This is a genomic window from Pseudomonas oryzihabitans, from assembly GCF_006384975.1.
GTDB classification, from domain to species: Bacteria; Pseudomonadota; Gammaproteobacteria; order Pseudomonadales; family Pseudomonadaceae; genus Chryseomonas; species Chryseomonas psychrotolerans_B.
The window spans coordinates 4,133,230-4,147,894 of record NZ_CP021645.1 but is presented as its reverse complement, the minus strand read 5'-3'; the positions used below and the strand labels follow the sequence as shown (position 1 = coordinate 4,147,894).

Below are 14,665 nucleotides of genomic sequence, written 5' to 3'. Positions count from 1 at the left end.
ACGGTCATTGACTTGTACCGGATGCGCCGAGACTATAGCAGCCGTTTTTTGCGCGGTGCGAAACCGCGCTCGCGGCGCCAGACAATAACCATAGCGCCGTCCCATGAGGACCCTTTTGCATGCCTGATATCAGCCTCACGACCCTTCAGGGCCTCAAGCAACGTGGCGAGAAGATCGCCATGCTGACGGCCTACGATGCCACCTTCGCCCAGGCCGCCAGCCAGGCCGGCGTCGAGATGCTGCTCATCGGCGATTCGCTGGGCATGGTGTTGCAGGGCCACGACAGCACCCTGCCGGTGACCCTCGACGACATGGTCTACCACACCGCCTGCGTCAAGCGCGGCCAGGCCGGGGCCTTCATCGTCGCCGACCTCTCGTTCATGACCTACGCCACCCTGGAGCAGACCCTGACCAGCGCCGGCCGCCTGATGCAGGCGGGCGCGCAGATGGTCAAGCTCGAGGGCGATGGCTGGCTGGCCGAGCCGATCCGCCGTCTGGCGGCCAATGGTGTACCGGTCTGCGCCCACCTGGGCCTGACGCCCCAGTCGGTCAACGTCTTCGGCGGCTTCAAGGTGCAGGGGCGCGATCCGGTACGCGCCCAGCAACTGCGTGACGCGGCCAAGGAACTGGAAGACGCGGGCGCCGCCATGCTGCTGCTCGAATGCGTACCCTCGGCGCTGGCCGAAGAAATCACCCGCGCCGCCCGTGTGCCGGTGATCGGCATCGGCGCCGGTGCCGCCACCGACGGCCAGGTGCTGGTGCTGCACGACATGCTCGGCCTGGCGCTACGTGGTCGCACGCCCAGGTTCGTGCGCAATTTCATGGCCGGCCAGGACAGCATCCAGGCTGCCCTCGCGGCCTACGTGGCCGCCGTCAAGGACGGCAGCTTCCCCGCTCCCGAACACGGATTTTCCGCATGAAGACGGTGCATACCGTACGTGAACTACGTGCCGCCGTGGCCGCTGCACGCCGCCAAGGTCTGCGCATCGGCCTGGTGCCCACCATGGGCAATCTCCACGCCGGCCACATCGCCCTGGTGGACACCGCCCGGCGCCACGCCGATTTCGTGGTGGCGAGCATCTTCGTCAACCCGCTGCAATTCGGCCCGAGCGAGGATCTGGATAAGTATCCGCGCACCCTCGCGGAAGACAGCCGCCAGCTCAACGAGGCCCATTGCGATCTGCTCTTCGCCCCCGCGGTAACGGAGATGTATCCGCACGGCATGGACGGCCTGACCCGGGTGAACGTACCCCTGGTGTCCGAGGGCCTGTGCGGCGCGCGGCGTCCGGGCCATTTCGAGGGCGTGGCGACGGTGGTCACCAAGCTGTTCCAGATGGCACAACCGGACGTGGCGGTCTTCGGCGAGAAGGACTATCAGCAACTGGCGGTGATCCGCAAGCTGGTCCAGGACCTGGACATGCCCATCGAGATCGTCGCCCAGCCCACGGTGCGGGCGACCGACGGCCTGGCGCTGTCGTCGCGCAATGGCTATCTCGATGACAGCCAGAGGGCCAGCGCGCCCTGCCTGTACAGCCTGTTGAAACGCCTGGCCGACCAGCTCGGCGCGGGTGCCGCGATCGAGCCGACCCTGGCCGCCGGTGTCGCCGAATTGCAAGCTCTTGGGCTTAAAGTCGACTATCTGGAACTGCGCCGGCAGTTTAGTCTGCAAACCGCCGGCGCGGAGGACCGCGACCTGGTCCTGCTGGTGGCCGCCTATCTCGGCCAGACCCGCCTGATCGACAATCTGAGCTTTCGCCGCAAGCACCGAGTGTGACGCAACCGAAGGTTAGCGCACCCCAGCCTGCCCGTACCCAGGAAGCCCGGAACATACCGGGCTTTTTCATGCTCGAAGCGCATCGCCGCGCCGCGTCCGATTTTCCCTTGCAAGCCGTTGGCTTGTGGGGCACAACAGCAAACAAGAGCCACCAAGGAAAAGCCGACCCATGGAGTACTATCAACAGCCTCTCGATGTGACCCAGCTCGCCTCCTGGAAAGCGCTGCAGGATCACCGCAAGGCCATGCAGAACTTCCGCATGCGCGATGCCTTCGCCGCCGATCCGCAGCGTTTCAAGCATTTCTCCCTGAGCAGCAGTGGTCTGTTCCTCGACTACTCCAAGAACCTCATCACCGAGCAGACCCGCGAGCTGCTGGTCAACCTGGCCCGTGAAGCGGGTCTCGAAGGGGCCATCCGCACCCTGTTCGACGGCGCCTACGTCAACTCGTCCGAACACCGCCCGGCCCTGCACACCGCGCTGCGCCGTCCGGTGGGCGACAGCGTCCAGATCGATGGCCAGGACATCATGCCCGAGGTGCACCGGGTCCTGAACCAGATGACCGAGCTGGTCAGCCGCATCCACAACGGCCTCTGGCGCGGCTACACCGAGAAGCCCATCACCGACGTGGTGAACATCGGCATCGGTGGCTCCTTCCTCGGCCCGCAACTGGTGTCCGAGGCGCTGGTGCCCTTCACCCAGCGCGGCGTGCGTTGCCACTACCTGGCCAACATCGACGGCAGCGAATTCCGCGAGGTGACCTCCAAGCTGGCCGCCGATACCACCCTGTTCATCGTCTCCTCCAAGTCCTTCGGCACCCTGGAGACCCTGAAGAACGCCCAGGCCGCTCGCGCCTGGTGCCTGGCCCAGGGCTGCCCGGAGCCGGAGCTGCACAAGCACTTCATCGCCGTCTCCAGCAACGTGAAGGTGGCGGTGGAATTCGGCATCGCCGAAGAGAACATCTTCCCGATGTGGGATTGGGTCGGCGGGCGATATTCGCTGTGGTCGGCCATCGGCCTGCCCATCGCCCTGGCCATCGGCATGTCCAACTTCAAGGACCTGCTGGCCGGCGCCTACGCCATGGACCAGCATTTCACCAGCGCGCCCTTCGAAGAGAACATGCCGGTGCTGCTGGGCCTGCTCGGGGTCTGGTACGGCAACTTCTGGGGCGCCACCAGCCACGCCATCCTGCCCTACGACCACCACCTGCGTAACTTCGTGAAGCACCTGCAGCAGCTGGACATGGAGTCCAACGGCAAGAGCGTGCGCCAGGACGGCTCGCCGGTGAGCCTGGAGACCGGCCCGGTGATCTGGGGCGGCGTCGGCTGCAACGGCCAGCACGCCTACCACCAGTTGCTCCACCAGGGCACCCAGCTGATCCCCGGCGACTTCATCGTCCCGGTGGTGAGCCATAACCCGGTGGCTGATCACCAGCAGTGGCTCTATGCCAACTGCCTGTCGCAGAGCCAGGCGCTGATGCTGGGCAAGACCCGCGAAGAAGCCGAGATCGAGCTGCGCGAGAAGGGCCTGGGCGAAGCCGAGATCGCCAAGCTGGCGCCGCACAAGGTGATCCCGGGCAACCGCCCGAGCAACACCCTGGTGCTGGAGCGTATCTCGCCGCGGCGCCTGGGTGCGCTGGTGGCCCTGTACGAGCACAAGGTGTTCGTACAGAGCGTCATCTGGGGCATCAACTGCTTCGACCAGTGGGGTGTCGAGCTGGGCAAGGAGCTGGGCAAGGACGTCTACCAGCACATCATCGGTCGTGCCGAAGGCAAGGCGGACGATGGTTCCACCCAGGGTCTGATTGATTACTTCCGCGGTCGCCACCGCGGCTAATCGTCTCTCGTTCCCCCTGAAAAGCGCCGCTCTGCGGCGCTTTTTTCGTTTTGTCGCCCGGCTGAACCCCGCCTCGCCTTTCGCGGCCTAAACTGGTGAGCACAACAACACCAAGAAGGAGCCGGCCATGAGCCAACGCTACCCCGTGCCCGAGAGCCTGGGCGCCCGTGCCCATCTCGACGAAGCCCGTTATCGCGAACTCTACCAGCGCTCGGTGGAGCAGCCGGAGCGCTTCTGGAGCGAGCAGGCCAGTGCCCTGCTCGACTGGTTCCGCACCTGGGACGAGGTCCACAGCGGCGATATGCGCCAGGGCCGCACCCGCTGGTTCAGCGGCGGCCAGCTCAACGTCGCCTACAACTGCATCGATCGCCACCTGGGCGCGCGTGGCGACCAGACCGCCATCCTCTGGGAAGGCGACGATCCCGCCGACAGCCAGGCCATCAGCTACCGCCAGCTGCACGAACAGGTCTGCCGGCTGGCCAATGTGCTCAAGACGCGCGGGGTGAAAAAAGGCGACCGGGTCTGCCTCTATCTGCCGATGATTCCCGAAGCGGCCTACGCCATGCTGGCCTGCGCGCGGATCGGCGCGGTGCACTCGGTGGTATTCGGTGGCTTCTCGCCCGAGGCCTTGCGTGACCGTATCCTCGACGCCGATTGCCAGGTAGTGATCACCGCCGACGAGGGCGTACGCGGCGGCAAGCACATCCCGCTCAAGGCCAACGTCGACAAGGCGCTGGCCAAGTGCCCGGAGGTCCATACGGTGCTGCTGGTGGAGCACACCGGCGCCGCGGTAGCCCGGGTGGAGGGGCGCGATCTCTCCTACGCCCAGGCGGTGGCTGACGTGACCGCCGACTGCCCGGCGGAACCCATGGACGCCGAGGATCCGCTGTTCATCCTCTATACCTCGGGTTCCACCGGCAAACCCAAGGGGGTGCTGCACACCACCGGCGGCTATCTGCTGGGCGCCACCCTGAGCTTCAAGTACCTGTTCGACTACCACGAGGGCCAGGTCTTCTGGTGCACCGCCGATGTCGGCTGGGTGACCGGGCACAGCTACATCGTCTACGGCCCGCTGGCCAACGGCGCCACCACCCTGATGTTCGAGGGGGTACCGAGCTATCCCGATGCCAGTCGTCTGTGGCAGGTGGTGGACAAGCACCAGGTCAACATCTTCTACACCGCCCCGACCGCCCTGCGCGCCCTGATGCGTGAAGGTGATACGCCGGTGCAGCGTACCTCGCGGCAGAGTCTGCGGCTGCTGGGCAGCGTCGGCGAGCCGATCAACCCGGAGGCCTGGGAGTGGTATCACCGGGTGGTGGGTGAAGGGCGCTGCCCCATCGTCGACACCTGGTGGCAGACCGAGACCGGCAGCATCCTCATCGCCCCGCCACCCGGCGCCCTGGCGCTAAAACCGGGCTCGGCCACCCTGCCCTTCTTCGGCGTGCAGCCGGTGCTGCTGGACGAACAGGGCCGGGAGATCGAGGGTCCCGGCAGCGGCGTGCTGGCGATCAAGGCCAGCTGGCCCAGCCAGATCCGTACCGTGTACGGCGATCACCAGCGGCTGATCGATACCTACTTCAGCGCCTATCCAGGCTATTACTTCACCGGTGACGGTGCCCGGCGGGACGAGGACGGCTACTACTGGATCACCGGGCGGGTGGACGACGTACTCAACGTCTCCGGCCACCGAATCGGCACCGCCGAGGTGGAAAGCGTGCTCACCGAGCACCCGGACGTGGCCGAGGCGGCGGTGGTGGGTTGCCCCCATGAGGTCAAGGGCCAGGCGGTCTATGCCTTCGTCACCACCAAGGGCGGAGTGACCCCGAGCGATGAACTCAAGGCACAACTGCGCCAACAGGTAGCCGACCAGATCGGCAGTTTCGCCAAGCCGGAATTCCTGCAGTGGGCGCCGGCGCTGCCCAAGACCCGCTCGGGCAAGATCATGAGACGCATCCTGCGCAAGATCGCCTGCGACGAGCTGGACAGCCTGGGCGATACCTCGACCCTGGCCGACCCCTCGGTGGTCGACAGTCTGATCGAGGCACGCCTCAACCGCGCGACCAAAAGCTGAACCCAGGGCGAAAAAAAGCCCCGCTTGGCGGGGCTTTTCGTACCGGCTGCCTTAGTGGGCGGCCTGCATACGGTGCTTCAGGTCACGCATGCGATCATGGGTCGCACGGGCCTTTTCCAGCTGGCTGCGCAGGCTGGCCTGGGCATCCGGCGTGGCGTGTTCGTTCACGGCACGCTCCAGCGCGTGCAGCAGGCGGTCTTCCTGCTCTTCCAATTCGCTGACGTAGGTAACCTCTTCTCGCTCCTTGCTGGCGAAGGAGGTTTTGACGTCGGTGTAGTACTTGCGGAAGCTGCCGGCGAAGGTGCCTTGCTCGGCTGGCTTTTCGCCCGCAGCCGATACCTGGCTGCTCAGCGCGCTGATGATTTCAGCCTTGCTCTGGGCGATTTCGGTGAACAGCGCCTTCAGCTCGGGGCTCTTCACTTCGGTGAGGGCGTGCTCGTAGAAATTCTTGCCATCACGGGCGATCTCGATCAGATCGTTGAGGGTTTCGGTCGTGTCGGTCATCAGAGTTCTCCGGGGTGAAGGGCGATGGCAGCGACCGGCGCTGCCATCGTGCTCAGGGTTACTGAGCCGCTTTCAGAGCATCGGCCGAGACAGCCTTGACGCCCTTGATAGCCTTGGCCTCTTTGATGGCCAGGTCGCGCTGGGCCTCGGTGGCCACGGTGCCGGACAGGGAAACGACGCCCTTGTTGGTCTCGACCTTGATGGCGGTGCCCTTGATGTGTTCGTCAGCCAGGAAGGACGCCTTCACCTTGCTGGTGATCCAGGTGTCGGACACGGCTTCTTCGGTCTTGTCCACGGAGTTGTTGGCCGCCAGGGTCATATTCTGGCTGGTGGCCGCGAAGGCGCCGCCGGCCAGCGGCAGGCTCAGTACGGAAGCGGTGACGGCAGCGAGGGCAAAGGTACCGAAAGTCTTTTTCATGAGATGACTCCTGTTTTCCTTGGTTGTACTGCGCCTAAGTCCTGGCAGCAGCGACTTTTATGTAGAGCGCAACGTTGGCGGCGAATTCCAGACCTTTTTAAATACGTTAAAAATCAAATACTTATAGAAAAACCCAGGAAATAAGCAGCGGGCAAAATGCAATCCGGCGGCAGAAATGCGGGTAAATTGCACGAGATCAGACAACAACGCTGCCAGCGTCTGCAGCGATGCTTTTCCTGCCGGGACGGCGATCTCGCTGACGATGAGATTCCGCGCTTTTCTCGCAAGCGAAACCAGAACTGCCGCACGTTTGGCAGGTCAATTCTGGATTGAACCCGACACCCAAGCTCGGGGCCCTTGAGGATCCGGGATGCGGCTTCCCTCCCCTGCGCGCATTGCCCTGATATATCTGATACTGAGCGCCCTCTGGGTGATCGGCAGTGATGCGCTGTTGCAGGCGCTGGTTGGCGAGTCCGCCAGCCACTATCCCTGGCAGACCCTCAAGGGACTGGGCTTTGTCAGCCTGGTGGCGCTGGCGCTGTATGACCTGATGCGTCGGCAGCTCAAACACCGCGAAGACATCATCGAAGCCCTGCAGGCGCAACGCGCGACCCAGGATTTCGTCCAGCGGCTGACCAACACCGGTGACTGGCAATTGCTGCCCGATGGTCGCCTGCTCTGTTCCGAGCGCGCCTTGGTGATGCTGCGCCAGCCCAACACCGGCAAGCCGCTGGAAGTCGCCACCATCGCTTCTTGCGCCTGGGCCGACGATCGCGACCATGTGCGCAGCATGCTCGAACGCCTGCAGCACATGCAGGGGCCGCTGAATTTCTCGGCCCATTTCGACGACGGCGCGGGCAGCTGGCGCTGGCTCAACTGGCAGAGCGATTTCGACGAAGCCGGCATCACCCGCGGCGCGCTGGTCGACATCACCAGCCACAAGCTCGCCGAGCAGGCCCTGCAGGACAGCCAGCGGCGTTATCGCGAGCTGGTCCAGCATCTGCCGCTGGTGGTGTTCGCCAGCGATCCGCGGGGCCGCTGGCGCTTTCTCAATCCGGCCTGGGAAAATCTGACCGGGCAATCCGCGACCCAGTCGCTCAACCAGCCGCTGGATCAGGCCTTCCATCCGCAGGACGGCGCCAAGCTCCGAAAGCTGGTGGCGGATTTCGCCGCCGGTCAGCGGCTGCACTGGAGTGGCGTGGTCCGCTTGCGGCTGTCGGTGGAAAGTCATCGCTGGATGCAGATGGAGTTGCGCGCCGGTCTGGATGGCGAGATCCAGGGCACCTTGACCGACATCCATCACGACTACCAGGCGCAACAGCTGCAGCAGGCCCGCAGTGACGTGCTCGATGACCTGCTCACCGGCCTGCCGCTGGCGGAAATCCAGCAGGGCATCGCCCAGCGGCTGGAGCGGATCTATCCCGAGATGCGCGTGGCCCTGCTGCTGGACGACCAAGGCGAGCATCTACGCGTAGCGGCCGCTCCCAGTCTGCCGCCGGCCTTCCAGGCCGCCTTGGAAAGCGTGCCCCGCCAGCGTCACGACCAGGGCTGCTGTACCGCGGTCACCACCCGGGCGCCGGTGTTTACCGTCGATGTCGAACTGGACCCGGCCTGGCAACCGCTGCTACACGCCGCCCTCGCGGCCGGTATCCGCGGTGCCTGGGCCCTGCCCCTGCTGGATGAACAGCAGCGCGCCGTCGGCGCCCTGGGGATCTACTACGGCGAGGCACGCCTGCCCGAACCCGAGACCCAGGCGCTGATCACCGAATTCACCCGCCTGGCGGTGCTGGCCATCCGGCAACAGCGCGTCGTCCAGGCCCAGCGCGCCAGTGAGGCACGCTATCGGGGCATCTTCGAGCAGGCCTACACCGGCATCATGCTCAGCGATCTGGATGGGCGCTGGCTCAGCGCCAACCATCACTTCTGCCAGATGCTTGGCTACTCGCAACCTGAACTGCTGCAGCGCGATGCGGCGGCGGTCACCCATCCGGACGAACGCGCCCTGAGCGCTGCCCTCAGGCGGCAACTGGTCGACAGTGGTCAGGATCGTTACACCCTGGAAAAACGCTATCTGCACCGCAACGGCCAGCCGGTCTGGGCCAATGTCACCACCCGCCTGATTCGCGACGACCAGGGCGTCCCGCTGTATTTCATCAGCACTGCCCAGGACATCACCCTGCGCAAGCAACAGGAAGAAAGCCTGCGCCAGGCCGCGGCCATGTTCCAGAACAGCCGCGATGGCCTGCTGTTGCTGGACGAGCGCCGCTGGATCCTGGCGGTGAATCCGGCCTTCGCCCGGCTGCTGGGTACCCAGGAAGCCACCCTGCTCGGCCAGCGTCTGGGGCTGCCCAGCGGCGGGCGGCAGGATCAGCGTTTCTATCGCGAGCTGTGGCGCACGGTCCGTCGCGACGGGCGCTGGGAAGGCGAATTGCTGTGGCCGCGGGTCGATGGCAACACCTTCCCCGCCTGGACCACCATCGACACCCTCTACCCGCAGGATCGCCGCCAGTACACCGTGACGGTCAGCGACACCTCTCGCCTGCGGGAAAGCGAAGCGCGCCTGAGCCACCTGGCCCACCATGATCCCCTTACCGACCTGCCCAACCGGCTGTTGGCCCGTACCCACCTTGAGCATGCCCTGGCGCTGGCCGAACCCCAGGAATACCTGGTGGCGGTGCTGATCCTCGATTTCGACCATTTCCGCACCGTCAACGAAGGCCATGGCCATGCGCTGGGCGACGAGTTGCTGGTGGAGTTTTCCGCCCGCCTGCGAGCCCTGCTCAGCGAGGACATCACCCTGGCGCGCATCGGCGGTGACGAGTACCTGATCATCGTCGAGCGCATCGACCGCCCGGAATTCGCCGCCCAGATCGCCCAGGCGATGCTCGCCAAGCTCGAACAACCCTTTCACCTCGCTGACCATGACATCTATCTCAGCGCCAGCATCGGCATCAGCCTCTATCCCGACGATGGCACCAGCGCCGATGAACTCATCCGCAATGCCGACACGGCCATGCACCAGGCCAAGGACCAGGGGCGCGATACGTTCCGCTTCTACACCCAGGCGCTCACCGAGCAATCGCGGCGGCGCCTGAATCTCGAATCGCGGCTGCGCACAGCGCTCAAGCGTGGTGACTTCGTGCTGCACTACCAGCCGCTGATGAGCGTGAGCACGGCGCAGGCGATCGGCGTGGAAGCCCTGGTCCGCTGGCAGGACCCGGAACTGGGCCTGATCCCACCCAATGAATTCATTCCCCTGGCCGAGGAAACCGGGCTGATCGTGCCCCTGGGCGATTGGATCATCGAGACGGCCTGCCAACAGATGCACAACTGGCTCGCCCTCGGACTGGAACTCCATACCCTGGCCATCAACATTTCGCCGCGGCAATTCGCCAAGCGCGACCTGGCCAGCACCATCTCCCGCGCCCTGGCCCGCAGCCGGTTGCCGGCCGAACACCTGGAGCTGGAGATTACCGAAGGCACCCTGATGAGCAATGTCGAAGAGGCGCTGATGTCCCTGGCCACCCTCAAGACACTGGGCGTGCGCATCGCGGTGGACGACTTCGGTACCGGCTATTCGTCGCTGGCCTACCTGCGCCGCTTTCCGCTGGACAAGCTCAAGATCGACCAGAGCTTCATGCACGAATTGCGCAGTGATAGCGGGACCCACAGCAGCCAGGCAATCGCCGCGGCCATCGTCGCCCTGGGCCAGGGCCTGGATCTGGACGTCCTCGCCGAAGGGGTGGAAACCACCGAGCAGTGGGACATCCTGCGCAAGCTGGGCTGCCAACAATGCCAGGGTTTCCTGTTCAGTACCCCGCTGCCGCCACCGGAGTTCGAGGCCTGGTACGCCGACCGGCAGCGCGAACGCGCCTAGGCCAGACCGACGAACGTCACTGTTCTGCAACTAAAACCGCCCTAGAATCGGACCTCCACCTTTCGTCTGTTCCCGAGGGCATCAGTATGAAGATCGTGGTCCGTCCGTTGCGCAAGTCCACCACCAGTGCCTGGCAGGTCTGTCTCGATAAGCAGGCCATCACCTTCCTCAACGAAGCCGACGCCCGCAGTTATGTGGCCACCCTGGAGGCGCGCATCGCCGCGCCGCATCCGCTGCCCCTCCGCGAACCCCTGCCTGCGGTAGCCACGCCGCTCTGACACCCGCCGGTTTCTCTCCCAGGTGCGGCCCTGTTCTGGCATAGGAGCCATGGATCAGGGCCTGCGCCCTGGCTTCCTTTGGCCGCTCGCTTAGATAGCTCACTATTAATTATGTAACTTTTACGGCTTTCGCCCCATCCTAGTTCTGGGTCCCGCCTTCGCGGGGGTCTCGTCGTCTGATGGATCTGGAACGCCATGCTCGAACTCGCCGCTGCCTTCATCTGCTTCACCTCCCTGCTCACCTATCTCAACTACCGCTTCGTCGGCCTGCCGCCCACCATCGGTGTCATGGTCATCGCGCTGATCTTCTCGGTCGGCCTGCAAGGCCTCTCCTGGCTGGGTTTTCCCGACCTGGAACGGCACATCGGCGAACTGCTCGGGCAGATCGACTTCAACGACCTGCTGATGAACTGGATGCTCGGCTTCCTGCTGTTCGCCGGCGCCCTGCATGTCAGCCTCAAGGATCTGCGCGACTACAAGTGGGCCATCGGCAGCCTGGCCACCTTCGGCGTGCTCATCTCCACGGTGCTGATCGGCTACTTCACCTATTGGATCTTCGACTGGCTGGGCTGGCACGTCAGCCTGCTCTACTGCCTGATCTTCGGCGCTCTGATCTCGCCCACCGACCCCATCGCCGTGCTCGGCATCCTGCGCTCGGCCGGCGCGCCCAAGTCGCTGGAAACCACCATCGTCGGCGAGGCGCTGTTCAATGACGGCGTGGCCGTGGTGGTCTATTCGGTGCTGCTGGGGGTGATCCAGCTAGGCGAGGCGCCCACCGTCCATGCAGCGCTCTGGCTGTTCCTCGAAGAGGCCGGCGGCGGCATCCTGTTCGGCCTGCTGATCGGCTTCGTCTGCTACTGGCTGATGCTCAGCATCGAGCAGCACCAGATCGAGGTGATGCTGTCCCTGGCGCTGGTCATCGGTGGCTCGACCCTGGCCAGCCACCTACATGTCTCAGGTCCCATCGCCATGGTGGTGGCCGGCCTGATCATCGGCAACCTGGGCCGTACCAAGGCCATGAACGACTTCACCCGGCGCTACCTGGATGGCTTCTGGGAGCTGATCGACGAGATCCTCAACGCCCTGCTGTTCGCCCTGATCGGCATGGAATTGCTGGTGCTGCCGTTCACCTGGACCCACCTGGGCGCCGCCCTGCTGGTGACCCTGGCGATCCTGTTCGCGCGCTGGATCAGCGTGGTCCCGGTGGTGCTGCTCAGCCCGCACTGGCGCAACATGACCCGCGGCACCGCGCGCATCCTCACCTGGGGTGCCCTGCGCGGCGGCGTCTCGGTGGCCCTGGCACTGAGTCTGCCGCCCGGGCCGGAGCGCAACCTGATCCTGGCGCTGACCTACATCGTGGTGCTGGTCTCCATCCTCGGCCAGGGCCTGACCATCGGCCGGGTGGTCAGGAGCGTCACCGGTGGCGCGCCGGTCGCCCCCAAGGACCCTCACTGAGCCCCGAAACGCAAGAACCCCGCCGTGGCGGGGTTCTTGTCGTGGCGCAGTCTTCAGCGCGGCAGGTTGCGCCCGGAGAAGATCTCGCGCATCTCGTGCTTGAGACGCTGAGTGATCTGCTGGCGCTGTTCCGCCGAAAGGCTGCGGGAGGCGTCGCCGAACAGGTAGTTGTCCAGCTCGAACTCCTTGAGCAGCATCTTGGTGTGGAACAGGTTGTCCTGGTACACGTTCACGTCGGTCATCTGGTAGGCCGCGCGGGTGTCCTCGGACAGGTAGTTCTGGATCGAATTGATCTCGTGGTCGATGAAGTGCTTGCGCCCCTCGACGTCGCGGGTGAAGCCGCGTACGCGATAGTCCACGGTGACGATGTCCGAGTCGAACTGGTGGATCAGGTAGTTCAGCGCCTTGAGCGGGGAGATCACGCCACAGGTGGAGACGTCGATGTCGACGCGGAAGGTGGCGATGCCGTCGTCCGGATGGATCTCCGGATAGGTGTGCACCGTGATGTGACTCTTGTCCAGGTGGCCGAGGATGGTCTCGCGCAGCGGGCCGGGCGACTCCTCGATCTGGCTCTCGGTCGGCTCGACCGGTTGCTCGGAGATCAGGATGGTCACGCTGGCACCCTGGGGATCGTAGTCCTGGCGGGCGATGTTGAGGATGTTGGCCCCAATGATGTCGACCACGTCGGTCAGGATCTGGGTCAGACGCTCGGCGTCGTATTCCTCGTCGATGTACTGGACATAGGCCTGTTGATCTTCCGACGTCTCGGCGTAGCAGATGTCGTAGATATTGAAGCTCAAGGTCTTGGTCAGGTTGTTGAACCCATGGAGCCTGAGTTTGCTTTTCACGGTGGTAAAGCTCCCGTCGTGCGGTCTCTGACCGCGGTCCTGAATGCCCGTCAGTTGCGGATTGCGCAAGCTGCGTAGGGCGGCGAACACCTCTTCGCGATGGCGATTGGCTGTACTTGTCGGGGTCGGGACCCCTTAAGAGCGGCGCATTATGCAGATCGGCAGCGGCTGGGGCCAGAGTCTGCCGGGCGCAGGTGATGAATTGATGTCGGCGGGGGACACGCCAGCGGCGCTGGCACGGCCATTGCGCATCCCGGCCGGAAGGCGACGCCCGGACAGGCGTCGCGCAGGACGACTCAGGCGAGTTCGACGAGCTCGTAGCTGTGGCTGATCTCGACCCCGGCCCGGCCGAGCATGATCGACGCCGAGCAATACTTTTCCGCCGACAACTCGATGGCGCGCTTGACCTGGGCGTCCTTGAGGCCGCGGCCCTTGACCACGAACTTCAGATGGATCTTGGTGAATACCTTGGGCTCGGTCTCGGCGCGCTCGGCCTCGAGGAAGGCCTCGCAGCTCTCCACCGGCTGCCGCGCCTTGCGCAGGATGCTGACCACGTCGTAGCTCGCGCAGCCACCCAGGCCGATCAACACGGTTTCCATCGGGCGGACGCCGAGGTTGCGACCACCGCTTTCCGGCGGGCCATCCATGACCACCACATGGCCACTGCCGGATTCACCGAGAAACATGGCCTCGCCGGCCCACTGAATGCGCGCTTTCATCGATTTTGTCCTACTTAATATGCAAATGGTGATCAGCTTAACATGTTGGATGTCATAAACTGGCTGGTGGTGCGGGGTTATTCAGCTCGCATTTAAGCTACGCATGTTCTTATCCGGTCCTTGAATCGGAACCGGCGTAGCTTATGCGTGTACCGGTTCGGACATCGGTGCCCCGACTCAGGTTAGCTTTCAACCTCAGGAATCAGCATGGCCGCTATCATCCCTCCCGCGAAGTTACAGCACATCGACAAGTTGCTCGCGCATTGCTCGCGTCGCCGCTACACGGCAAAAACCACCATCATCTACGCTGGTGACAACAGCGAAAGCCTGTTCTTCATCCTCAAGGGATCGGTCACCATCCTCATCGAGGACGATGAAGGCCGCGAAATGATCATCGCCTATCTCAATGCCGGCGACTTCTTCGGCGAGATGGGTCTGTTTTCCAAGGAAGGCAGCGAGCCCGAGCGCAGTGCCTGGGTCCGTGCCCGCACCGAATGCGAAGTCGCCGAGATCAGCTACAGCCAGTTCCGCGAACTGAGCCAGCAGGACCCGGACATGCTCTTCTCCCTGGGCCGCCAGATGGCCGAGCGGCTGCGCCAGACCACCCGCAAGGTCGGCGACCTGGCCTTCCTCGACGTCACCGGCCGCGTGGCCCGTACCCTGCTCGACCTGTGCAAGCAGCCCGACGCCATGACCCACCCGGATGGCATGCAGATCAAGATCACCCGCCAGGAAATCGGCCGCATCGTCGGCTGCTCGCGCGAGATGGTCGGTCGCGTGCTGAAGTCGCTCGAAGAACAGGGTCTGGTCCACGTCAAGGGCAAGACCATGGTGGTGTTCGGCACCCGCTGACGCCGCCCTCGCCCTCCCCTGCCAGGCGGCGGGGG

Annotated in this window: 12 protein-coding genes; 8 read left to right on the top strand and 4 right to left on the bottom strand. The window is 64.6% G+C overall.

Annotation, left to right across the window (positions count from 1 at the left end):
- The first annotated feature begins 119 nt into the window (after positions 1 to 119).
- The 4 genes from panB (at position 120) to acs (ending at position 5,679) form a co-directional block, all read left to right on the top strand.
- Positions 120 to 920 carry a 3-methyl-2-oxobutanoate hydroxymethyltransferase gene (gene panB, locus CCZ28_RS18605; protein ID WP_140220337.1) on the top strand — a complete coding sequence of 267 codons (801 nt, stop codon included), beginning with the start codon at positions 120 to 122 and terminating at the stop codon, positions 918 to 920.
- Entirely contained in the window at positions 917 to 1,774 is an 858-nt protein-coding gene (gene panC, locus CCZ28_RS18600; protein WP_140220336.1) for a pantoate--beta-alanine ligase, read from the top strand. The genes panB and panC overlap by 4 nt, the downstream gene beginning before the upstream one ends.
- Before the next feature lie 169 nt (positions 1,775 to 1,943).
- Entirely contained in the window at positions 1,944 to 3,608 is a 1,665-nt protein-coding gene (pgi, locus tag CCZ28_RS18595) for a glucose-6-phosphate isomerase (protein WP_140220335.1), read from the top strand.
- A gap of 127 nt (positions 3,609 to 3,735) precedes the next feature.
- Entirely contained in the window at positions 3,736 to 5,679 is a 1,944-nt protein-coding gene (acs, locus tag CCZ28_RS18590; RefSeq protein ID WP_140220334.1) for an acetate--CoA ligase, read from the top strand.
- Between the two features lie 51 nt (positions 5,680 to 5,730).
- On the opposite strand, the gene CCZ28_RS18585 is transcribed toward acs, so the two are convergent.
- Positions 5,731 to 6,183 (bottom strand): PA2169 family four-helix-bundle protein, encoded by a 453-nt coding sequence (locus CCZ28_RS18585; RefSeq protein WP_140220333.1) that lies wholly within the window; start codon positions 6,181 to 6,183, stop codon positions 5,731 to 5,733.
- Positions 6,184 to 6,241: 58 nt separating this feature from the next.
- Positions 6,242 to 6,601, bottom strand: coding sequence for a BON domain-containing protein (locus CCZ28_RS18580; RefSeq protein WP_140220332.1), 360 nt, complete (start codon positions 6,599 to 6,601; stop codon positions 6,242 to 6,244).
- 370 nt (positions 6,602 to 6,971) lie between these two features.
- On the opposite strand from CCZ28_RS18580, the gene CCZ28_RS18575 reads away from it, so the two are divergent.
- The 3 genes from CCZ28_RS18575 (at position 6,972) to CCZ28_RS18565 (ending at position 12,211) form a co-directional block, all read left to right on the top strand.
- A complete protein-coding gene (locus CCZ28_RS18575; RefSeq protein ID WP_140220331.1) occupies positions 6,972 to 10,478 on the top strand; it encodes a bifunctional diguanylate cyclase/phosphodiesterase in 3,507 nt (1,168 codons plus the stop codon).
- Between the two features lie 86 nt (positions 10,479 to 10,564).
- Positions 10,565 to 10,756: a hypothetical protein gene (locus tag CCZ28_RS18570; RefSeq protein ID WP_140220330.1), complete on the top strand. Its 192-nt coding sequence runs from the start codon at positions 10,565 to 10,567 to the stop codon at positions 10,754 to 10,756.
- A 195-nt stretch (positions 10,757 to 10,951) separates the two neighbouring features.
- Positions 10,952 to 12,211, top strand: coding sequence for a cation:proton antiporter (locus CCZ28_RS18565; protein WP_140220329.1), 1,260 nt, complete (start codon positions 10,952 to 10,954; stop codon positions 12,209 to 12,211).
- 53 nt (positions 12,212 to 12,264) lie between these two features.
- Here CCZ28_RS18565 and speD read toward each other — a convergent pair whose 3' ends face one another.
- Positions 12,265 to 13,059, bottom strand: coding sequence for an adenosylmethionine decarboxylase (speD, locus tag CCZ28_RS18560; protein WP_058769149.1), 795 nt, complete (start codon positions 13,057 to 13,059; stop codon positions 12,265 to 12,267).
- 296 nt (positions 13,060 to 13,355) lie between these two features.
- Complete coding sequence (locus tag CCZ28_RS18555; protein WP_058769129.1) at positions 13,356 to 13,778, bottom strand: OsmC family protein; 423 nt, start codon at positions 13,776 to 13,778, stop codon at positions 13,356 to 13,358.
- A 207-nt stretch (positions 13,779 to 13,985) separates the two neighbouring features.
- On the opposite strand from CCZ28_RS18555, the gene crp reads away from it, so the two are divergent.
- Positions 13,986 to 14,630: a cAMP-activated global transcriptional regulator CRP gene (crp, locus tag CCZ28_RS18550; RefSeq protein WP_027597530.1), complete on the top strand. Its 645-nt coding sequence runs from the start codon at positions 13,986 to 13,988 to the stop codon at positions 14,628 to 14,630.
- The last annotated feature ends 35 nt before the right edge of the window (positions 14,631 to 14,665 follow it).